15 protein-coding genes are annotated in these 23,845 nt (G+C 40.1%); 8 read left to right on the top strand and 7 right to left on the bottom strand.

From position 1 onward, the window contains the following. Positions 1-2: 2 nt before the first annotated feature. Both AC1XUO_RS27395 and AC1XUO_RS27390 read right to left on the bottom strand, forming a co-directional pair. Positions 3-2,585 (bottom strand): FtsK/SpoIIIE family DNA translocase, encoded by a 2,583-nt coding sequence (locus AC1XUO_RS27395; protein ID WP_483333030.1) that lies wholly within the window; start codon positions 2,583-2,585, stop codon positions 3-5. 65 nt (positions 2,586-2,650) lie between these two features. Further along, complete coding sequence (locus AC1XUO_RS27390) at positions 2,651-3,682, bottom strand: quinone-dependent dihydroorotate dehydrogenase (protein WP_483333029.1); 1,032 nt, start codon at positions 3,680-3,682, stop codon at positions 2,651-2,653. A gap of 368 nt (positions 3,683-4,050) precedes the next feature. On the opposite strand from AC1XUO_RS27390, the gene AC1XUO_RS27385 reads away from it, so the two are divergent. After that, positions 4,051-5,667: a restriction endonuclease gene (locus tag AC1XUO_RS27385; protein WP_483333028.1), complete on the top strand. Its 1,617-nt coding sequence runs from the start codon at positions 4,051-4,053 to the stop codon at positions 5,665-5,667. A gap of 31 nt (positions 5,668-5,698) precedes the next feature. Here AC1XUO_RS27385 and AC1XUO_RS27380 read toward each other — a convergent pair whose 3' ends face one another. Together AC1XUO_RS27380 and AC1XUO_RS27375 are read right to left on the bottom strand one after the other, a co-directional pair. Continuing rightward, complete coding sequence (locus AC1XUO_RS27380; protein WP_483333027.1) at positions 5,699-6,160, bottom strand: hypothetical protein; 462 nt, start codon at positions 6,158-6,160, stop codon at positions 5,699-5,701. Next, positions 6,151-6,354: a hypothetical protein gene (locus tag AC1XUO_RS27375; RefSeq protein ID WP_483333026.1), complete on the bottom strand. Its 204-nt coding sequence runs from the start codon at positions 6,352-6,354 to the stop codon at positions 6,151-6,153. The genes AC1XUO_RS27380 and AC1XUO_RS27375 overlap by 10 nt, the downstream gene beginning before the upstream one ends. Positions 6,355-6,647: 293 nt before the next feature. On the opposite strand from AC1XUO_RS27375, the gene AC1XUO_RS27370 reads away from it, so the two are divergent. The 4 genes from AC1XUO_RS27370 (at position 6,648) to tamL (ending at position 17,657) form a co-directional block, all read left to right on the top strand. Further along, positions 6,648-9,077, top strand: coding sequence for a TonB-dependent receptor (locus AC1XUO_RS27370; protein WP_483333025.1), 2,430 nt, complete (start codon positions 6,648-6,650; stop codon positions 9,075-9,077). Positions 9,078-9,425: 348 nt separating this feature from the next. Further along, positions 9,426-10,142, top strand: a complete 717-nt coding sequence (locus tag AC1XUO_RS27365) for a hypothetical protein (RefSeq protein ID WP_483333024.1) — start codon at positions 9,426-9,428, stop codon at positions 10,140-10,142. 140 nt (positions 10,143-10,282) lie between these two features. Continuing rightward, positions 10,283-15,214 (top strand): translocation/assembly module TamB domain-containing protein, encoded by a 4,932-nt coding sequence (locus AC1XUO_RS27360; RefSeq protein ID WP_483333023.1) that lies wholly within the window; start codon positions 10,283-10,285, stop codon positions 15,212-15,214. Continuing rightward, positions 15,204-17,657: a translocation and assembly module lipoprotein TamL gene (gene tamL, locus AC1XUO_RS27355; RefSeq protein WP_483333022.1), complete on the top strand. Its 2,454-nt coding sequence runs from the start codon at positions 15,204-15,206 to the stop codon at positions 17,655-17,657. The genes AC1XUO_RS27360 and tamL overlap by 11 nt, the downstream gene beginning before the upstream one ends. 21 nt (positions 17,658-17,678) lie before the next feature. On the opposite strand, the gene mce is transcribed toward tamL, so the two are convergent. Together mce and rsgA are read right to left on the bottom strand one after the other, a co-directional pair. Beyond that, positions 17,679-18,092 (bottom strand): methylmalonyl-CoA epimerase, encoded by a 414-nt coding sequence (gene mce / locus AC1XUO_RS27350; protein ID WP_483333021.1) that lies wholly within the window; start codon positions 18,090-18,092, stop codon positions 17,679-17,681. Between the two features lie 19 nt (positions 18,093-18,111). Continuing rightward, positions 18,112-19,047 (bottom strand): ribosome small subunit-dependent GTPase A, encoded by a 936-nt coding sequence (rsgA, locus tag AC1XUO_RS27345; protein ID WP_483333020.1) that lies wholly within the window; start codon positions 19,045-19,047, stop codon positions 18,112-18,114. 291 nt (positions 19,048-19,338) lie between these two features. Here rsgA and AC1XUO_RS27340 point away from each other — a divergent pair, with 291 nt between their 5' ends. Then, entirely contained in the window at positions 19,339-20,574 is a 1,236-nt protein-coding gene (locus AC1XUO_RS27340) for an ROK family transcriptional regulator (protein ID WP_483333019.1), read from the top strand. 46 nt (positions 20,575-20,620) lie between these two features. Here AC1XUO_RS27340 and AC1XUO_RS27335 read toward each other — a convergent pair whose 3' ends face one another. Continuing rightward, a complete protein-coding gene (locus AC1XUO_RS27335; protein WP_483333018.1) occupies positions 20,621-21,892 on the bottom strand; it encodes a 3-deoxy-D-manno-octulosonic acid transferase in 1,272 nt (423 codons plus the stop codon). 211 nt (positions 21,893-22,103) lie between these two features. Between AC1XUO_RS27335 and AC1XUO_RS27330 the strand changes: the two genes are divergently transcribed. Beyond that, the gene (locus AC1XUO_RS27330; RefSeq protein ID WP_483333017.1) at positions 22,104-22,868 is read left to right on the top strand and encodes a hypothetical protein; all 765 of its coding nucleotides are present in this window, start codon (positions 22,104-22,106) and stop codon (positions 22,866-22,868) included. Positions 22,869-22,939: 71 nt separating this feature from the next. Then, complete coding sequence (gene lipA / locus AC1XUO_RS27325) at positions 22,940-23,818, top strand: lipoyl synthase (RefSeq protein ID WP_483333016.1); 879 nt, start codon at positions 22,940-22,942, stop codon at positions 23,816-23,818. Positions 23,819-23,845 lie beyond the last annotated feature (27 nt).

Below are 23,845 nucleotides of genomic sequence, written 5' to 3'. Positions count from 1 at the left end.
AATTATCCGCTTATCCCCATTGAACGCATGTGGTCATCCACCCCATTCAAATCATGGAACATCACATCTCTGGCCTTACTTCCGGTGAATGGACCGACAACACCAATCAATTCCAGCTGATCCATAATTCGACCTGCCCGGTTATAACCTAATTTCATTTTACGCTGAATAAGCGAAGTGCTTCCCTGCTGATGCGTTACGATCAACCGAGCTGCTTCCGGGAGTAGCTGATCGAAATCATCTGTATTGACTTCACTTCTTGATTCTGATCCTTCGTCTCCTTCATATTCCGGCAGTGCATAAGCTTCGTCATATCCCCGCTGTCCGCCAATAAATTCACAGACATCTTCAATTTCTCTGGTATCAATAAACGGACATTGCAACCGGATTACTTCCGAATTAATTGCCAGAAGCATATCCCCTTGTCCTACCAACTGTTCAGCACCGCCCATATCAAGAATTGTCCGGGAATCAATGCTGGATGTTACACGGAACGATAAACGCGCCGGGAAGTTGGCCTTGATCAAACCTGTAATAACCTTCACCGAAGGCCGCTGCGTGGCGACAACCAGGTGAATACCAACGGCACGTGCAAGCTGGGCCAAACGCGCAATCGGCGTTTCAACTTCTTTTCCAGCCGTCATCATCAAATCCGCAAGCTCATCAATGACCAGCACGATATAGGGAAGGAAACGATGGCCTTTTTCAGGATTCAGTCGGCGTTGTGCAAATTTTGCATTGTATTCTTTCAGGTTTCTTACCGCCGCTTCTTTCAATAGGTCATAACGGGAATCCATCTCGATACACAAGGAATTCAGTGTAAAAATCACCTTTTTAGTATCCGTAATAATCGCTTCGTCCGCATTCGGAAGTTTCGCTAGAAAATGTCTTTCCAATTTATTGAAAAGTGTTAATTCCACCTTTTTGGGATCGACGAGGACAAACTTTAATTCCGCCGGATGTTTTTTATAAATCAGCGAAGCAAGAATTACGTTCAAACCAACAGATTTTCCTTGTCCCGTCGCCCCTGCCATTAGTAAGTGAGGCATTTTCGCCAGATCGGCGATGTGGATTTCGTTGGAAATTGTTTTTCCCAGAACAATAGGCAAATCGTAGGTAGATTTCTGGAATCTTTCGTTCATCAGAACCGAACGAATAAATACCGTCTCCCTGTTTTTATTCGGAACCTCAATCCCAATCGTACCGCGCCCCGGCATCGGCGCAATGATACGAATACCTAACGCCGCCAAACTCAGCGCGATATCACCTTCAAGATTTTTGATTTTTGAGATACGGACACCAGCTTCCGGGATAATCTCATACAGAGTAACCGTTGGACCGATCGTAGCTTTGATTTTGGAAATGTTAATTCCATAACTTCCCAGCGTTTCTACGATCTTGGTCTTATTACTTTCGAGTTCTTCCTGCGTAACTTTTTCGTGTTGATTATCAATTACATCACTCAATAAGTTATAAGTCGGAAACTGATAAGAAGGCAAATCCAGCATGGGGTCATATTGTCCGAATTCCCGCAGCACCGACGCATTTAAATCTTCATCGTCAGGAATTTCTATGGCCTCTTTGGCCGGAGGGGCGTCCGCGACTTCAAGTTCAAGTTCCACTTCAACATGAGAACCATTTACCTGCGTTGGCACAAACGGAACAATCACCGGCGTGACAGCCAGTTTGCTGACTTCTTCTTTGTTGATAACTTCCAGAACATGACCGTTGTTTTGGATCACAGGTAATTCTTCTTCTTCTCCCTTAATTTCTTCAACTTCCGGAACAAGATCGTCGTCGTAGGTATCATTGACAACAGAAACATATTCCGACTCTTTAACAAGTTCAGGTTCAACTTCCATCTCAACATCCTGCTCATTAACGGCCATTTTCGGATTTTCAGCTACGGATATGTCCGTCTCTGACTCTTTTTCAGATCTGCTCGCCTGCCATTGATCCAAAAGATTTTTCGCATCATAGAAATAGACAGCAAAAACAAAAAGTGCAAAAATAATTGGCAGAATACTGCCCCATTTCAGCCAGTCGAACAGCCAGACGTTAACCATATATCCGATTCCGCCTGAAACAAAACTGAGCGTATTTTCAGTGTTACTCATTAAAACAATGTAACCCATCAACGCGCTTACCCATAAGACGTAAAAGACGACTTCTTTCGTAGCTCTGGTCAATGGCAGCAATTCTTTCCCAAATGCAATTTTCCAACCTGCCAGTATAGGTACAACCGGAACCAACAAGGCACCTACACCAAACCATCGATAGACGAAAATATGTGAAAACGTAGCGCCGACCACTCCAAGAAAATTACGCGTTTGCCTGCCTGCATCCCGGATAGATTCCTGCCCAAAAGCATCAACAACGCTTTGATCAGCAAGTCCTGTAACGATGTAGGATAAAAAAGAAACTTCCAGAATTACTCCGGTCATCAGAAAAAAAATACCCCAGGCCAATGTACTTTTCGGACTCGAAAAAATACTCTCCCAATCCAGCGCTAATTGAAAACCTGGTCGTACGCCTTCCTCCCCTTTTGGTCGTTGTGTGTTTCCTCTCGGCTTATTTACAGACATTTATCTCGGCTCTAATTTTTTATGAATGTATGAAGTGCTTTCTGTTTTGTCAATCAGGCTGGCTATTATTTTGCCACCATCGCCTTACAAATTTTCTTAACCAGCCCGGGTCCTTCGTAAATGAAGCTGGAATAAATCTGTAAAAGCGCCGCCCCGGCTTCGCGTTTTTCCATTGCGTCAGCTGGCGAAGCGATCCCGCCAACACCAATTACCGGGAACGCATTACCCGACCTTTCACAAAGGTAACGAATAACCTCAGTAGCGCGGTATTTGAGCGGCTTCCCACTGAGGCCACCTGCACCAATTTTATCAAGCGTTTCTTTTGAAGTTTTCAAATTCTCACGGCTGATCGTCGTATTGGTAGCAATAACACCAGCAATTCCGGTTTCTTTGACAATATCGATGATATCATCAAGCTGACTGAAAGTAAGATCCGGTGCGATTTTAAGAAATATTGGTTTTGGATTGGGTCTTTGTTTATTACGGATCTGAAGTTCCCGAAGCAATTCCGTCAGCGGACCTTTCTCCTGCAAATCACGCAGGCCAGGCGTATTCGGCGAACTTACATTGACTACAAAATAATCTACTACCTCAAACAATTCATTGAAACAAATGATGTAGTCACTCAGTGCCTGCTCATTAGGCGTATCTTTATTTTTACCAATATTTCCTCCAACCAAAATAGAAGATTTTCTATAACGCAGTTTTGCAGCAGCTACTGCAGCTCCCTTGTTATTGAATCCCATCCGGTTGATCAGCCCTTCATCCTCTTTGACACGAAACAGGCGCGGCTTGTCATTTCCAGGCTGTGGTCGCGGCGTTACAGTACCGATTTCTATAAAACCAAAACCCAATGCTTCAAGCTGATCTACCATTTCAGCATTTTTATCAAAACCTGCGGCAAGACCGACAGGATTTCGAAAACGCAAACCTGCCACTTCCTGCACAAGATCAGGATGTTCAAAAGTGTACAAGCTCTTCATCAAAGCCGGAACGCCAGGAATTTTAAATGCGAATTTCAGCAGATCACAAACGAAGTAATGAATTTGCTCGGCATCGAACCTGAAAAAGATGGGGAGAAGAATATATTTATACATTCTGCAAAAATAGAATGTTTGAGGGGAAGGGAAGGAAGGTGTGGGTTTTTTATTTTTTGCAGCTAAATAATTTAGAATCGTTTTTTTAAATTAATCTCTTTATAAAAATTTTGATAGGGATCGGGCTCTCGCCATTTTGTCCGATTTTTAGCGATCTACTATAAAATGTTCAATCAAGAGTCGTAGAACCATTATTTCGGTAATAATCAAAGCTTTTGGCATAAAACTACCATTATTCAAAATGAATTTGTTACTTACGAATTCAATTGTGCCAGATATTTGATGGACCAAAGGTAAAGTCTGCAATCTCCTCTTAAACACTGCTTTTACAATTAATTTAAGGATAAAAGCGATAAAAATTATTGATTATGGCTCAAAGTTTCACAAAAGTATTGGTATCAGCTGCAAGAGCCGGAGCCCGGGCATCAAGAAGGTACGAAGCTACTCAGCGTAGGGAAGAGTCTGCGCGACTTAGATATCAAAAAGCATCACATAGCCAATTCTTAAAGATTGAGAAAGAAAATCTTAAAATCGCTAAACAAGAATATCTGGAATCTAGACTTACAGAAGTCGAAGAATTAACAAATGAAGACAGAGAGAAATTCACCTATCTTAATTCAGAAACTATAAATGAAGCACTTAAAATTAATAACGCTTTAAATTTCGAAACGTTAAAGCCCCAATACTTGCCTCCTTCTGAGGACCCGCCATCTGAACTACTTGTGTTTCCATCAGAGCCATCTGAATTATCCTTCTTAGAAAATCACCGTAAAATGCCTTTTTGGGGATACTTTTTTGTACCAGTAAAGCAGCGTTGGCTAGATAACGTAGAGAAATCAAAATCAGATTATCAAATGGCAATACTCCAATGGAAAATGGATATAAAGGAAAAAGAAGGCATTATTGAACGCTACAAATTAAAATTGAAAGAGGAAAGAAGAAAATATGAATTAGAATTTATTAATAAATGCCGGGAAGTTGAAGATTTTAAACATATATATTTTTCAGGTGATGAAGAAGCAATATCTGCGTATACAGGTATTATTCTTGAAAAATCAAACTATTTTGTTGATTGGGACCGAGATTTCAAGATTGCATATAACAAAGATTCAAATGAGCTTCTAGTTGATTTTAAGTTTCCTACGATAGAAATCATTCCCACGATTTTAGAATACAGATATATCAAAACCAAAGACATAATTGAGGAGAAGTATCGAAAAAAGATTGATATTGATAGATGTTACAAAAATCTAATAACAAGTATCGCAATTAGAACCATACATGAAATACTTGAATCTGACTTATCGAATGCAATCGCTGTTGTAATTTTTAACGGTTATGTCGAAACCATAAATAAAACAAATGGAAACGCCATTTCACCAACATTACTAAGTATCTCGGTAACAAAAAGAGAGTTTGAGCAAATAAATCTTTCACGAATTGAGCCCATAAATTGTGTAAAGGGATTGTCAGCAAAGATATCATCTTCACCAACTGAGTTTATCCCTATAAAACCTATTAAAGAATTTTCAATGGTAGATAAAAGGTATGTTCCAGAAGAAGACATCCTATCATCACTTGATCACCGACCAAATCTTATGGAGTTAAATCCATATGAATTTGAGAACCTAGTAACAAACTTGTTTTCAAGAATGGGACTTGATACTAAGCAAACAAGATCATCAAAAGATGGTGGAATTGATGCGGTTGCCTTTGATTTAAGACCAATCTTGGGTGGAAAAATCGTCATTCAAGCCAAAAGATATAAAAACATAGTGGGGGTATCAGCAGTTAGAGACTTATACGGCACTATGCTTAATGAAGGAGCAACAAAAGGCTTATTAGTTACTACAAGCTGGTATGGTCCGGATGCGTACGAATTTTCAAAAAATAAACCGATTGAGTTAATTGATGGTAGCGGCCTTCTATATCTATTGCATGAAGCCGGGATTGAAGCAAAAATAATTATGCCCTTGGAAATTTGACATAGGCTATTTTTACTTCCATTCATTTAATTTATTCACTCAAAAAATCATCAATCATAACAACATCTCTCATGTCCTGAGGCCTGCGAGCAAGTACTTTCAGTTCTCGCAGATCATTTAAATGTAAAAAGTGAATTACGCTTCCTTGCGCATTAGTCGTCATTCTGGATCGTTCAAAAAGTACGTCAAAATCGAATTTATTGTGAACGTATGTCAAAATATCTAATTCCCGATTTAAACCGAAAACCTGAGCCTGGGTAAAATCGAGCAGTCTTAATTGTTCTAAATCATCATCGTCATAATTCATACAAGACACCACCTGAATCAAAACCTCTCCGTTTTTTTTTGTTGGTTTGATCCAAATGTCTACATCCTCTGTGGCTCGATTCAAACCATTTAAAAACATGGCAAAACCACCTATAATCATGTACTCCAGCTTATACTTCTGAGCACATCTAGTGAATTCGAGAAACTCATTGTTTTCTAAATCCATGTTACTTTTTTTATTTCGATGGTTTTTTTAGCATTAGGATCCTTTTTGATCCCCATAAACTCATTAAACTTTCTCCTGTTCTCGAAGAACTTAATATAACGTTCCTCAGGCGATTCCTTCCTTCCTTCGCGCAAGGATTCGAGGTAGGGATCGTTTTTGTCTTTATATATAATTATCCGTTTTTTCTTCTCCATATTCACCCAACATATTGATTACGTAAAGATAATAAAAAGCATCTCAAACAGATAAAAGCCTTTCTCTTGAAATTAATCTACATACAAAAAAACAAAAGTGCTGTATCGACACTTGCGCCTTGAACAATACTACATCTTAAATTTTTAACATTTTGTGCAATTAAATTTTATCCTGACCCGTTGATTATATTTAAGAGCTAAAACGCTTTATTGAGTATATATCAATAGAATATATACCAATTCGATTCCCAATCCTGAAAAATTCCTATCCCTAACAACTATAAAAGTTAATAATGATTAAAAATCTATTTAATCCTCAACGGCTCCATGTCCTCGCCATTTCAGGGTTTCTGATCACCAACAGCCTTCAAGGTTTCTCCTCCGAAAAACACCCTGAACATTTCCTGATTGACGGCGGAAAGCTGGTGGGAAAAATAGTCGAATCTCCAAAAAGTACGCCTGTAAGTTTTGCTACGGTTGCCGTGTTATCTGCCAAAGATTCAACAGTGACTGGCGGCGTGATTACCGATGAAAATGGAGTTTTTACAGTTCCGGAAGTGAAACCCGGAAACTATATATTGAGAGTGACTAATATGGGATACGAAACACTTTTTGTTCCCAATATCCGTGTGGCAGCCGAATCCAATATTGTTGATTTGGGTACGTTAACAGTCATTGTTTCTGCTCAAAAACTTAATGAGGTTGTTGTCAGGGGAGAGAAAAGTATGATCGTGGAAGACATTGACAAAAAAATGATCAATGTTGGAAAGGACATGCTGGCAACAAGTAATAACGTCAGTGATTTACTTGAAAAGGTGCCGGCAGTTTCGCTGGATGAAAATGGAAATCCACAGATTCGTGGAAAAGGCAGTGTGATTGTATTAATTGATGGAAAACCTTCGACCTTGTATGGCAGTGATCTGCCGACTGTCTTGCAGTCTTTCCCCGCAGATTTGATCGAACGAATTGATGTTTCAACCACACCTTCCGCCAAATATGAAGGAGAAGGCGCCTCAGGTGTCATTGATATTATCACGAAAAAGAATAAGATCCAGGGAATAAATGGCAGCAGCCGTTTAAGTCTGGGTTTAAAAGAAAATAATAATGCGAATGGGAATATAAGCTTCAGAACCGGAAAACTTGGTTTAAATGCCTCTGTAAACGGACAGGCGCGTAATACTTTCTGGAAGCGTGAGTTGAACCGGGACAATTTTCTTGGCGATCAGCCATCGCGTTTGGAACAGAATGGAATTGGAAATAATAATCGTAAAAATCTTTTTGGCCGGATTGGAGCCAATTATGATATTGACGATAAAAATTCTGTTGAAGTGGGTGTTAATTATTCCAGAGACCAAAACCGTAATAACAGTAATTTGCTGAATACTTCGGAGCTTTTAACGGGGCAGATTTTGGATCGGTTTGACAGAATAAACAACAGCAGAGGAAACGGAAATAACCTGAGCACCAGTTTTGACTATCGTCATAAATTCAATAAAACTGATCAGCTGTTAACTTTCACAGCCAATTATTCCCAGGGAGAATCCGAAGCGCAGTCAGATTTCGACCAGCAAAATATCATTGACAGCCTGAGCCGTTTTCAGCAGAATTTCAGAAATAACAACAGCAGATCCATTTTCCTGAATTCAGATTATACCTGGCCGATCACGCCAAAAGCTACTTTGGAGGTTGGATTCCGGACGCGCCTCAATACCAATGACAATACGAATAATTTCTATTTATTGAATACAGAAACCGGATCTTTTGAATTTGATAATAATATCAGTAACATTTTCAAATACAAGAATTCGATTTATACGGGGTACATGACTTTCTCCAAAAAAACGGATCTATGGGGAATGAGGGCCGGTCTTCGTCTGACAGATTCCGATCAGCAAATCGATCAGGTCAATGCGAACAGGCAGTTTTCTATAAAATTTCTAACGCTGGTTCCGTCACTTTCTCTATCGAGAAAATTGGACGAAAATTCATTGTTTAAATTAAATTACAGTCGTCGTGTGCAGCGTCCACAAGCGGACTGGCTTAATCCGTTTACAGATGTTTCGGATCCAAGAAATCTTCAGACAGGAAATCCTGAATTACGCCCGGAATTTACGCACAAAGCGGAGATGGCCTACTCAAATTATGAAGATGCCGGTGGCTGGGGGCCTTCTTTGTTTATGGATTATTCTAATAATGCAATCACCAGAATCAGGACGGTAGATTCGGAAGGTATCTCGCTGACCCAATATGACAACGTGGGAAAAGAAATGGCTTACGGATTTGAAACTGACTTTTCAAGGAAGATCGGAGATATACTGAAGATCAATGGAAGCGGCAGGTTTTTCAGAAGTGAAGTAGTTTCGACGCTGGCGAACATTGACAACCGCACGTGGAGTTATTCAGGAAACCTGAACGCGTTTGTAACATTACCTATGGATTTTCGTGCGTCTGCCTATATCAATTACGAAGGTCCGAGAGCTATAGCACAGGGAACGCGTCAAGGTGTATTTGTTGCGAACATGGGAATCAGAAAAGATTTGTTAGAAAAAAAGGCAACACTTTCATTTAATATTCAGGACATATTTTTGTCAAGAGCCTACAAAAGCCAGCTTGCAACGGATACCTACATGCAAAATTCGCTTTGGCAACAAACAAACAGGCTTGTCAACCTGACATTCCAGTATCGTTTCGGAAAAATCTCCATGAGTGGTAACGAATCCTGATTTGGCCTTGGTAGTTAAATATTTTATTATTTTTGAGGGAAGAACGATGGTTTCGTTCTTCCCTTCTTTTTTACTCCATTACTACCGCTAAGCAAAAATTTAAAACGGGTATAATTTCATTCATTTTCATAACTATACGTACAAGTTAAAGTTTTATCCATAATTTTCGCTGTGCATACACGTTTTAAAGACGGCCTCTGGAACAGTTTTTGCTTCATGCAATAGTAAATATGGTATTTTTACTTTTACCAGAAATAGGATAAAGTATTGCTCATTTGTGGTAAAGTTCGGTTACTTATTTCAATCAACACCGTACCATAATTTTAACATTTAACACAACCCGTTCACATGAAAAAATCCATTAGTCTTTCGTTGGTCCTTTTATTGGTCGCAACACTTTCCTTCGCTCAAACAAGAATACCGGCTGATTCAATATTTGCAAACTATTATAAGGCTACCGGAGGCAAATCGCTGTGGGACAGTATAAAAACTTATACGCTGAAACGTAATTATTCTTCTGCCAAAGCCACCCCGTATACAGCAAGTATATCAGCTTCCATGGCGGATCAATCGATTTACAAATCGAAGACTATTATGAACAGAAGCTTTGTTTACACAGTGAAAGGCACTGAGGGATGGATAAAGGTTCCTATGGGTAACAAAATTGAGGTAAGGGATTTGAGTCAGGCTGATAAAGACAATATGAATTTTGAGCTTTACCGAAATCTTGCTCCATTCATCAATTATCAAAGCCGTGGTTTAATTGCCTCAACTGTCGGAACCGAGACAATCAACGGCGTGGCTACCAATAATGTTGAGCTGCAGGGAAAAGGTATCAAGTATAATTTATATTTTGACGCCAACTCGGGGCTTCTGGTGCGTCAGAGAGAAACACTTGCGGGGGTCGAAACCGTTACAGATCTTTCAAATTATACAAAATCTGCCTTTGGCATTTTGTATCCGGCTAAGCTTGTTGAAACTAATAGCACTGATAAAAAGCCGATTTCAATAACTTCTTCAGTAACTATCAATGACGCAGTTAGTCCTGAATTATTTAAACGTTAATTTTTGATCCCGACATACTGATGAGTAGCATATTTGTCTGGAAACCAGAAGAATATACTACTCATTTATTTAGATACATCCGCTATTAAGAAAACTTCACCCATCCTGCTTTATTGAAATGGATGGAATAACTTGAAAGAATGAAGAAAGCATTAAAAGTATTGGCTATAATCGTACTGACAGTTTTAATCCTGATTGGTGTAATGATATGGGGAATACAAACCCCCGCAGGGCAAAACTTTCTAACCGCTCAGGCAAATACTTATTTGCGCAAAAAGCTAAAGACCAAACTCAATGTTGAAAAAATACGCTTCGACGTTCCTGACTGGATCGTTTTAGAGGGTGTTTTCTTTGCGGATCAAAAGGGCGACACACTTGTTTCAGGTAAAATGTTACGTGTAGACCTGGATATGTATTCTTTGATCAAAGGAAATGTAGGAATCAACAAAATTGAGTTGGAAGGAGCTGTTGCTAATATCTCCCGGACCTTACCGGATACTGTCTTCAATTTTCAGTTTATCGCTGATGCATTTGCAAGTGCCGACCCGGACGCTCCTGTGGACACAACAGCGGCGCCGATGGAAATGCGTTTGGACAGAGTATTGTTGAAACAAGTTCGTCTTTCATATAAAGATGCAGTAATAGGTACTGACGCAGACGCCAACATTGATTCTGCGAATGTGCAGTTTGACAAATTCAATCCTTCCCTATCACAATACCATCCGACAAAAATTGCTTTGTACAATAGCGGTGCGAAGCTCAGGATGTATCAGGCATTAAAGATTGATACCACTGAAAGCATCTCAAATCCTGCCGATTCTTTGGATTTAAAGCTGAGTGACATTGATATTAATAATTTCAACTGGGTTTTTACGGATGAAACTTCGGGACTGAATAACGGCATAACCGTTGGTCAGTTAAAAGGAAAAATCAATAGCATATATCTGGGCAGTCAGCGTGTTAATGTGGAAAGTGTTCTGGTTGAAAATATGAACGCTTATGCAGAATTTACGAAAAAAGAAACTGCAAAAACAAGTCCTCCTGATACCAAAACAGACTCGACGGAAACGCCTGGCTGGTATGCAGTTGTGAAAGATATTCAGTTGGTTAACAACAGCTTGCGTTATGATGATTTCAATTCAAAACCAATTGCAAAAGGTCTTGACTATGCACATTTAAATGTCAAAAAATTAAATGTTGATCTTAAAGATTTTCTTTTTTCATCAGACAACATCACAGGAAAATTGAAAAAAGGATCGTTTGAAGAAAAAAGCGGTTTTAAACTTCTGACACTTCAAACAGATTTCGGTTATGGTTCAAAACAAACTTACCTGAGAAATCTTTTAGTAAAAACCCCAAAGACAACCCTGCGTGATGAATTGACGTTACGCTACAATAATATAGATGACCTGACTAATAACTTGCCGGACGTAAAAATCCGTTTAAACCTGAAAGATACAAAACTCGCTTTTTCAGATATTTTATTGCTCGTTCCTGACCTCGGCACCACGCCACCATTTAGCAAAGAGCCAAACGGAATGGTCGAAGGATCTGGTCTGGTGACAGGAAGTGTTGATGATATGCTGATTTCAAAAGCCCGTTTCAGTATGCTTGACGGAACGGTTTTGAGTCTGGATGGACGAATTAGAGGGTTGCCAGATGCAAACAAATTATCGGCAGATATGACAATTAACGAATTGTCATCAACCAAAGCTGATTTGATGAAAATGCTTCCTGACAGCGCAGTTCCTTCCAGTATTGAACTTCCGGAACAAATCAAGATTTCGGGTAAGGTAAACGGATCGATGGCTAATCTTACGATGAACACCACCATCGCAACTTCTTTTGGAAATGGAACATTCGCCGGAAATCTCCGGAATATAACAGATAGCATCAAGGCGCAGTATAACGGAACACTGAGTTTTACAGATTTTGATATGGGGAAAATGCTAAAACAGCCTCCTCAGGAACTTGGAAAGCTAACCTTATCAACGCGTCTTGAAGGCACTGGTTATACACCATCCAGAATGAGAGCTAATCTGGACGGAACAATTCAAAGTGCTGATATTAAAGGATATGTATATAATAATTTAGTACTTAAAGGTGATATTGATCATAACTTGGCTAACGTCTCAGCCAATATGAAAGATCAGAATATCGATTTATCCCTGAACGGACAGGCCGATCTTTCGAAAGAATTTCCCGGCGTCAAAGGGGAAGCGAATATAAATCACCTGAACCTCACGGCACTCAACCTCTATAACGATTCTTTGCAGATCAAGGGTAATATCAAAATTGATATGCCGTCAACGAATCCTGAAAATCCACTCGGGACTGTTTCGGTCAATGATTTTGTTCTGACCCATCATAAAAGGCCGGTCAGTATTTCAGATATGACTGTTCAGCTTAGCGACACGGCCGGGAATAAAAGAGCTACCATAGTTTCTCCTTTCCTGAATGCGAAGATGGAAGGTGATTTTGTCTATACCGAAGTAGCGGATGCTATTTTCACAGAAACCAGCAAACACTTTGCCGTTCCTGGTTTGACTTACAAACCCGTTACCAAACCCGTCAATTTCACGCTGGATGCTACCGTTACAAATCACCCATTATTCAAAATTTTTGCACCTCAGCTGACAGAATTGAAACCTGTCCAATTGCATGCGAAACTGAATAATCAGCAGGATTCATCGCTTGTCGCAAGTTTGAATATTCCACTGGTTGAGTACGACAGTATTCATACCGAACGCATTTTGGTTAATCTGAGCAGCGTAAAAGAGAAAGCGGCCATGACTGCGAGTATAGGAAATGTTCAAACCGGTGGATTTAGAATGCAAAATGCAGGATTAACGACCGACATTGCCAAGAACGATATCAAATTTAATTTTATCGTTAAGGATTCTGTACAGACAGACAGACATGGAATTAACGGAGATCTTGCGCTGGTTGACAACAGATATCAATTACGCCTTCGTGAAGGTTTGTTGATCGATTATCGCAAATGGGCGACAGATAGTGAGGGCTATATCCAATATGCTCCCGATAGCGTGTTGGTAAAAAACTTCGTCATCCGCCAGGATTATCAGTCCATTTCTATTAACTCTTCAACCGATCAGCCAAACAGTCCTCTGGATATTGTCGCCGATAGCATTTCCATCGGACCATTCGCTGCACTTGTTACCCGTGATTCTACTATGGCAACAGGTACGTTGAGTGGAAAAATTAAGTTAAGCAATTACATGACCTCGCCAGTTTATACCGGCCGCCTGGATGTTAATAATTTTGCTTTTACCAAAATCCCAATTGGAAATCTAGCGATTCGTTCCACAAATGAAACCGAAGACCGGATTCGTGTGGGTGTAAATCTTACCAGTGATAAAAACGATATGCGACTTTATGGTAGTTATCGTCTGAAAGAAGAAGAGCCGCTGAATTTTACGTTGGACATGAAGAAATTCGGTGCGGAAACAATTGAAGCATTCAGCTTCGGGCAGCTAAAACGCGCAACAGGAAATCTGTCAGGAAAAGTGGCAATTACAGGAACAACCGATAGCCCAAAGTTAAACGGAAATATGGGTTTTGACGATGTCGCTTTCAATGTTACCCAACTTGGAACGCGATATTCTTTAACAAACCAAAAACTTCAATTCGCTGGTCAGCGCATTAATTTCAATAATTTCACCGTAGCAGATTCTCTTAAACAGAAGCTGAAAGTTAACGGAAGCGTGAATATCGCCACACTTCCTGATGTCGCTTATGATTTAAAAATAGACGCTAAAAATTTCAGCGTGCTGAATTCTACACAAAAGGAGAATGATCTTTTCTATGGTAAGGCACTTATTGATGCCAATCTAACGGTAAAAGGAAAAGGCAGCAGATCCGTCGTGGATGGAAACATAAAAGTTGATCCGGAAAGTAATGTAACCGTGGTCATGTCTAACAGTGTCACAGAAGCAGGTGATGCTAGCAAAGGTGTCATCGAATTTGTGGACATGAGTGATCCTACACAGGTTGCCAAGGTAGACTCAGCAGACGCGGCCGCGCAGATCATGGTGGATTTTGCTTCTCAAATCTCACTGGATATTGACGTGGATGACAAATCTCAGTTTACGGTCGTTATTGACGAACTGAACGGAGATAATATCAAGCTAAAAGGGAATGCTAAACTTAACACAGGTATATCTCCAAACGGACAGCTTTATTTGATCGGAGCCTATGATGTAACCCAAGGTTCTTATGACCTTACCCTGCAAATTCTTAAACGTAATTTTGAGATCCGAAAAGGAAGTAATTTGATCTGGACCGGCGATCCGATGAAAGCCGATTTAAATATAACGGCTGTATATCCGGTGATGGTAGATCCGGGATCAATCGACAATAATTACAAAGGTGACAGAAAAGTACCGATTGAGGTTCAGATCATTATTACCGGAAATCTTTCCACACCAAACATTACCTTCAATGTAGAGCCTGGTATCGAAGCGCCTGAAAGTTTTAAGAATGATCTTACGAATCTGACGTTTTGGGCCGACATGAAACAAAGTCCTTCCGAAATGAACAAACAGGCTTTTGCATTGTTGATCACAAATAAATTTATCACTGACCAGGCATCGCCCGGTTTCAATATTGGGTCAAGCGCAGAGCAGATTGCACGCCAGAGTGTGAGTCAGCTTTTGAGCGACCAGCTGAATAATTTGGCGGGAGATTTGGTAAAAGGTGTCAATCTCGACCTTAACCTTAATTCCTCTACTGATCAGGTATCTGGTTCCCGTACCGATCTGAATGTTGGTTTGAGCAAAGCATTTATGGGGGACAGATTAAAAATTTCGGTTGGAAAAAACTTTGAACTGGAAAGTAAATCTCAGACGCCAAGCTCTACCGAAGTCTTTGATAATATCCAGCTGGATTACTCACTGAGTAAAGATGGCCGGTATTTATTCCGGGGATTCAGAAAAAACCAATATCAGTCAATTTTGGAAGGATTTATTATTGAAACTGGTGTGAGTTTTATTATAACGGCCGACTACGATTTATTCCGTGAAATTTTTCAAAAACAAAAAAATGAAAATTAATTCTTTAGCCATCTTAGTGATATGTATTTTGCTGGGCAGCTGCTCAGTAAGAAAGTACGTCCCGGCTGGCCAAAGCCTGTATGTTGGGAATAGTGTAAAGGTAATACCGGACTCGTTGAGCAAGCCCAAAGTCGGCGAACTGGCAACCAGTCTGGAAGGAATCATAAAACCGCCGCCGAATAGTACACTTCTGGGTTTTCCATGGAAAGTCTGGTTCTACTACTGGATCGGCGAGCCAAAGGACGAAGGTGGATTACGCAGCTGGTTCAGAAAAAAACTGGGGCAGCCGCCTATTTATGCCAATCAGAGAATTGTGGATATTAATGCAGCCAATATGGTTGGGTTTATGGACAATGAAGGTTACTACAAATCTTCGGCAAAAGGGAAACTTAAATTAAATGAAAAGAAAAGAACAGCTGTCGCAGAATACGAGGCTTACGTGATGCCTCGCTATTTCATTAATGAGATAAATTTTGTTGTACCAGATAGTGCTCAGTTCAACAAAGACTTTGTTAGAACAAAACAAGATTCATATCTCAGAAAAGGTGATCCGATTCGGCTGGATGTTGTTACTGCTGAACGTTCCAGAATTGAGCAAGTCCTGAAAGGAAAAGGATATTACTATTTCAATCCTGATTACCTCATCATGCGCGTTGACTCCACAATTGGTAAGCAGGATTCGACCCTGGCTCAGCAACAGGTGAATTTATATCTCGAAGTAAAAAAAGAGACCGCGCAAACAGCGTTGAAACAATATTACATCAATAATATATTTGTCAATACCGGGACAAACGAAGACAAAAGTGCCGATAGCGCAACAAATAAAGGCCCAGTGAGAAGGGGTTTAAACATCAATGATCCTGGCAAGCTTTACAAACGTCGGATATTTTATGACGCGATCGCTTTCCGTAAAGGAAATCTTTATACCAATACCCAACAGGATCTGTCAGTTTCCAGACTTGTTAATTTTCAGAATTTCAAATTTGTCAAAAACAGCTTTGAACTGGTACCAAGATCCGATTCTGCGATGCTGAATGTTTATTATAATCTGGCGCCGTTGAAAAAGAAATCCTTGCAAACGGTTCTGAGTGCGAGTACAAAATCCAACAACCTCGGCGGTTCCGAACTGAGGGTAAACCTTAAAAACAGAAACTTTTTGCGCGGCGGTGAGATTTTCACGCTGAGTCCTTACTTTGGATTTGATGTGCAGCTAGGTGGAAATCGTGTAGAAAACCCAGGTAGAGTTGGAAATGAATATATCAGGTATGGAGCCATAGCCAGTCTTTCCTTTCCAAGATTTGTTGTACCTTTTGTCAGAATCCGTCCTGAAAGAAGTCAGGTTTTGCCAAAAACGGTGATGGCGCTCACTTATGAAAACAGGATTCAGCGAGGTTTTTACACAACCCGGTCTATCCGTTTTGATTATTCTTATGTATGGAGTAAAAGTTCGAAACTGGAGCATAACCTGACACCGATTGCGATAAACTTTGTTGAGCCTCGTAATGTCGATGTTCTGAAATATGCCGAAATTATTGATAGCCCTAATTTAAGTCCTCTTGAAGCCAGGAGGTTAATAGACTTATTTGAAACCAAATATATCATTATGGGTTCCAATTATTCTGTCTCTTACCGCCCAACACCCCGCCCATTTAGCAAAAACCAGTTTGTCATGCTGGGTGGTATTGACTACGGCGGAAATTTACTAAGTCTTTTCGGTAAAAAACCGGATGCTAGTACGACGGATAATCCTGCCAAAGAGCTCTTTGGCGTACCCATTTTACAGTTCGTCAAATTTGATGGAGACATTAGGTATTACAGAACGATCAACTCAAGAATAAAATGGGCTAACCGATTACTGGGCGGGGTGGGTATCCCGTTTGGAAACTCCAAAACCATGCAAATGCCTCAATTTAAACAATATTTTGGTGGAGGAAGTACCGGCCTTCGTGCATTCAGGGCAAGAGCAATTGGGCCTGGTGCCTTTAACCAAGACACAACCTCAATCAGACTATTTGGGTATCAGTCATTTGGGGACATCAGGCTTGAAGCAAATTCGGAGGTTCGGTTAAAATTTACTGACATTATCGGAGGTGCTGTATTTGTTGATGCCGGAAATATCTGGTCCTATCGCGGAGACGAATCGGAAGGTTATGGCCCTGAATCTGTTTTTAAGAAAAACTTCTTAACCCAGGTCGCCGTAGGCGGTGGGATAGGTCTTCGCCTGGATTTTTCATTCCTCGTGTTCCGTCTGGATCTCGCAACACCATTCAGGAAACCATGGTATACTAATACGCCGGTTGACACAGATCCCGATGTTCCATTTGATCCTGATACTCCGGTGAAATATAAAAATCCATGGGTATTCAAAGAAATTGACTTCGGAAGCCGGGCCTGGCGAAAAGAAAATTTAGTACTCAATATTGCGGTAGGACTTCCATTCTAACCAAAATAAAGAAGCCGGATTCTAAAGATCCGGCTTCTTTATTTCCTGACATAGCTCAATCAATATGCCATTAGTTCCTTTGGGATGAAGAAAACAGACGAGTTTGTTATCCGCTCCCGGCTTTGGTTTATCGTTCAACAGGGTAAAACCCTCACCTTTCAGTCGCTCCATTTCTGCAAGAATATCTTCCACTTCAAAAGCTACATGGTGGAATCCTTCTCCCTTTTTCTCAATAAACTTCGCAATCGCGCTATCAGCATTCGTAGCTTTAAGCAACTCAATTTTTGTCTGGTTTATTTTAAAAAACGAGGTTTCTACCAGTTCAGACGCGATTGTCTCTTTTTTGTAAGGTTCACTATCAAATAAGGCACCAAACAATTTTTCAGCAGCTTCAAGATCTCTGACGGCAATTCCAATATGTTCTACATTTTTCATGCTCAGAGATTTTAAAATCCTATCTGCGGTTATCTCCACCCCCAACCATACTCAAATAACTTTCATAACGGCTGAAAGCGATTTCCCCATTGCTCACCGCATCTTTAATCGCACATCCTGGTTCATTAATATGCTGACAATTATTGAACCGGCATTCATTTAACCGCTCACGCATTTCAGGAAAATAATGACTGATCTCTTCCGGTTTCATATCGGACAGGCCAAGCTCTTTGATACCCGGAGAATCGATGATGAACGTTCCGGGTTCAAGTTCAAACATTTCTGCAAAAGTCGTTGTATGCACTCCCTTGTTAGCAAATGTTGAAACTTCCTGGGTTTTAATATCCAAAGTTGGAGCAATCGTATTGACCAGCGTTGATTTACCAACACCGGAATGGCCTGACAAAAGCGAAACTTTTCCTCTTAAAAGCTGTCTGAAATCTTCCAATCCTTCACCAGTTACTGCGGTGGTAGCCATACATGTATAACCTAGACTGGTATACAGATCCATCAGCTGCGTTTGGAATTCTTTAATCTCATCATTCAGCAAATCCTGTTTGTTAAAAATAATTACACCGGGAATTCTAAACGATTCTATAGCTACCAGAAAACGATCAATAAATCCTAGCGACGTACGTGGAAAAACCAATGTTGCAATTAGTATTGCCTGATCCACATTTGCGGCAATTAAATGTGAATGTGCCGTTTTATGCACTGAAGCGCGGACTACATAATTGGTCCGTGGTAAAATTTCATAAATAATCCCTGAGTTCTGATTTTCATCCTCAATTTCAAATCGCACATAATCTCCAACCGCGATCGGATTTGTAACTTTTAACCCCATCGTTTTAAATTTTCCCTTCAACCGGCATTGCCAGATATGTCCGTCACGGTCGTCACGAACTTCATACCATGAACCTGTCGAGCGAATTACCAATCCTTTTTCAAACTCCATTCTAACGATTTCAATAACTTATACAATGACGAATATAACAGAACTTTTAGGTAGTCGGACGTGATATAGAAATTATTGTAAAAAGTCCGTTAACGATAAAGTAGTTTATTTATCCTATGTGCCTTTAACCTTTGTAATAATATACTATTAACAAATTGAAAATAATATATTAAGTTTTTTTAATAAAATAATGCGAATTAATATATTATTTTATATATTAGTCCCTGACTATCATTTTAATTGCCCGATAATAGTCGGAACCCCTAAATTGCCACATGTTTTAAATATGCTATGAATTCTGCTGTTGAGGAGCCAAATTCCGTTATTGATATAAGAAAAAACCGTCTCAGAAGTAATCTTTTACTAGAATTATACCAATCAGGCGACACCTCCATTAATAAAATGGCCCGTTTGTTTCATGCCAGTATACCATCCGCAACTGGTATCGTGAACGAACTTATCCGCGAAGGCTGGATCACCGAAAGTGGTACCGGCCCTGCCCGGGCAGGCCGACCTCCGGTTTTATATGGATTGAACAGTAAAAAATATTTGACTTTGATCATGGATATCAATCGCCATGATACACATCTGGTAATTTTTGATTTACATAATCAGATCATTGTCAAGCGAAAAGTTGATATCAGGTTGGATGATTCTTCGAGTTTTCTGGAAGAGTTATTTAAAGAAACCGAATCTTTTCTTAAATTTCATGATATACCACGTGAAAAATTATGGGGAATCGGGGTTTCAATGCCTGGTCTAATTAATGCGGCACAAGGGATTAATCTAACCTATCTGAATCTGACACCACCAGGTGTCTCATTGGTGACGTATCTCAGGAATCACTTTAACCTTCCGGTACGCCTTTGCAATGATACAAAAGCAACCACGATCGGAGAACACCGTTTTGGTTACGCAATCAATAAATCCCAGGTTCTAACAATTAATATAGATTGGGGCGTTGGTTTGGGAATTTTGTTAAATGGTGAAGTTTTTAACGGTGCATCAGGTTTTGCAGGTGAATTAGGACATATTCAGGTCAAACCAGACGGCTTACTTTGTCATTGTGGAAAGATCGGCTGCCTTGATACAACAACTTCTGCGATGGCTTTGATTCGCAGAGCAAAAGAAGGGATCACAAGTGGGCAGGCCACTATTCTTTCTCAATTGGTAAATGACAATCTTGACTTATTGGATACAAGCCATATCATTGAAGCCGTTCATTCCGGCGATGAGTTTTCAATTGATTTATTAAGCACCGTCGGAACAGAATTGGGGAAAGGATTGGCAACGGCAGTACATCTTTTTAATCCGGAAGTGATTATTGTAGGTGGGTTATTGGCAGAAGCTGGTCCGTTTATATCTAACCCGATTGAGCAGGCAATTAACAAATATTGCTTGTCCGACTTCAAAAATACGCTCTCCATTCATATTTCTAAATTGGGGCCAAAAGCGAGGTTACTCGGAACACAGGCACATTTGTTCGAACATCTGATTGTTAGAGAATTTTCTTCTCCTTTGATATAAATCATTATCGGGAAGATGAAAAATTATCTTCCCGATAATCTAAAAATTACTTCGTCAGCAGATTTTTTACCTTTTTCATAACGATTTCCGTTGCTCCGATTCTGGAAGCGACATAATTTTCGCTGATTGCGTTAAGTTTGATTCGCTTTATATCCTCAGTCGTCCATTCTCTAAGATATTGTTTTGCTTCATCGGTATCCGCAATTGCCTTTGCACTTCCTTCCTCGATCAGATCAATGGCTTCCTGAAATTTTTGATATTTTTTATTCCCAAAAAGAATCGGCATTCCAAATGTCGCGGCTTCAAGGATATTGTGTAAGCCCGAACCAAATGATCCGCCAATATAACCAATATCGCCGTAACTGTATAAAGAGGATAACATTCCGATATTGTCAATAAACAGATAATCGAAAGGTAGAACTGGCGAACTTGAATCAATTGCTTTTATATATTGAGAATATAACATTGATTTTCCCTTTAACTGTTTCTGCCAGCTTTCCATATGTGACTGGTCAATTTCATGCGGCGCAAAAATGACTTTCAAAGGCTTTCCAATTTCATTCAACGCTGGAATCAGTACCTGCATATCCGCTTCCCAAACCGATCCTGCTACCATACAAAGCTTATTATTTTTAAAAGAAGCAATTTCCGGCAAGTTTTTGATCCCTTTTGCGATGGCATAAACGCGGTCGAAACGTGTGTCGCCAGCTAGCGAACATTGCTCGATTCCGATACCTCTTAATAGTTGCAAAGACACGTCATTCTGAACAAACAGATGATCAAAATAAGAAAGCATTTTTCTGTAAAAACCACCGTAAGGTTTAAAGAAAAGCTGATCCGGACGAAATATTGTTGAAAATGAAAGAATATAAGCACCACTTTTTTTAAGTTCCGACAAATAGTTATACCAGAACTCGTATTTGATAAAAAAAGTAACGCTGGGTTGAAAAAGTCTTACAAACCTCCTTGCATTTTTTTCAGTATCTATCGGCAGGTAACAAATATAATCCGCCCCGCCATAGTTTTTCCGAACCTCGTATCCGGATGGAGAGAAGAACGTCAAGAGGATAAAAAAATCAGGATACTCCTTTTTAAAGGCTTCCATCACTGGTCTTCCCTGCTCGAATTCTCCAAGAGAAGCCGCATGAAACCATGCCACTGGCCGACCATTAATCAAGGGTGGAATTGTCTTTTCAAGTTTTTCAATGAGTCCCTCCCGACCTGTTACACCCAGTTTCACTTTGGGGCTGAATACTGCCGCAAAACGCATGACCCCGGAAAATGCACTCATTGCGAGCTGATACAAAAATTCGGACAAAACGATAGGATAATTAAAAATTTAAAGACAATTTATACAAGTAATGAAGCGCAAAACAGGCTTTTTTGATTCTTTTTTCGTTTAAAGAACATAAATGTACAAAAAACCGTTAATGTGGAGTTGACATGAGAAGGTATATACGAATATTTCGTAATTTCACTCCTCAATTCGCTTTTATATAGTGATCACAAAGAGATATGTCCTTGTAAATATGATTCGTGTAAAACTTTTACTTTCGATCTGTATTCTGGTTTTCTTATCCACGGATATATACGCCCAACGCAGGGCAAAAAGCGAAGATACCGAGGAGGTCTATAAATCATTTACTTCCTTCGGTCTTACAACCAATACGAACTCAGGCATTTTAGGTGGAGCTGTATTTCGTAATTCCAGTGCTCTTCCAGGCAAATTATTTGATAAAAACCAATATCGTTATCTGGCCGTAGAACTGGTGAACGTAAGACATCCAAAAGAGCTTGCGCAAAGTTTTAACACCGGCGCGCGGTTTGTATATGGAAAACAAAATTATCTTTTTGTTTTGAGGCCGGAATACGGGAGAGAAATTACACTATTTAACCGGCACGAGGATGAAGGAATAGCCATCAGTGCCATCGTTGCCGCCGGACCTTCGCTGGGTTTTGAAAAGCCCTACATGATACAAAGACAAGTAGCAGGAGGACAAGTCGTTACGACTCCTTTACGTGTTGATCCTAATTCCACACAAGATCCTTATGAAGGCTTTGTAGGTGTGGGCAGCTTTTTTTCAGGTTTTGGGCAAAGTAAAGTTGTGCCAGGCCTGCATATTAAAACAGCACTTAGTTTTGAGCTTAGTGCTTTTAGAGAAAATGTTACCGGTGTCGAAATCGGATTTCTTGCCGAAACATTTACCCGTAAGATTGATATTATGGCTTATGCACAGAACAAAAGTTTCTATACATCGGGCTTCATCACACTATATTTTGGCAGCAAAAAATAAGTCGTTAAATTTATAATATTCCCATCGGCTCGTTATTGTAGCCTTTGATTATTGACTTTGATTAGAAAATCATGATTGAACTTCCAGTTATACCTTCCGAACGAAAAAAACGCCCGGACTGGTTACGCGTAAAACTACCGGCAGGACCAGAATTCAGAAAAGTCCGTCAGTTGGTTGACAACTATAAATTACATACAATTTGCGAAAGTGGCAGCTGCCCGAATATGGGTGAATGCTGGGGAGCAGGAACGGCTACATTTATGATTTTGGGTAACGTTTGTACCCGTAGTTGTAGTTTCTGTGCAGTGGCGACGGGTCGTCCTAATGAATATGACGTAGATGAACCACGCCGTGTTGCCGAAGCAATTAAGTTGATGCAGGTAAAACATGCGGTGCTTACTTCTGTGAACCGCGATGAATTGAAAGATCGTGGCGCCGAAATATGGTATCAAACCGTTGTCCACGTTAAACAAACTACACCTGAAACAACGATTGAAACACTTATTCCTGACGTAAAAAATAATTGGGATGCTTTGATCCACATGATCGAAGCAGGGCAGGAAGTGGTTTCACACAACATGGAAACCGTTGAGCGCCTGTATCGTTCGGTAAGGCCTCAGGCAAAATATGAAAGAAGCCTGGAACAAATAAAAAGAACGAAGGAATTCGGACAACGTACCAAGTCGGGCATTATGCTTGGTTTGGGTGAAACAATGGATGAAGTCTATAAAGCAATGGATGACCTGGTAGCCAATGGACTGGATATCCTGACGCTAGGGCAATATCTTCAGCCAACGAAAATGCACCACGAAGTGATCGAATGGATCACGCCGGACATGTTCGATACGTACAGAGAAGAAGGTTTAAAACGTGGATTGAAATATGTTGAATCTGGGCCATTAGTACGTTCAAGCTATCATGCGGAACGTCACGTGAATGTTCCAATCTGATCATTGCGATAAACAATATTTTGGAAA

This window comes from Dyadobacter sp. HNCC25DJ186, assembly GCF_056895235.1.
Note: the sequence above shows the minus strand (reverse complement) of the source record. Positions and strands in the feature narration are given on the sequence as shown.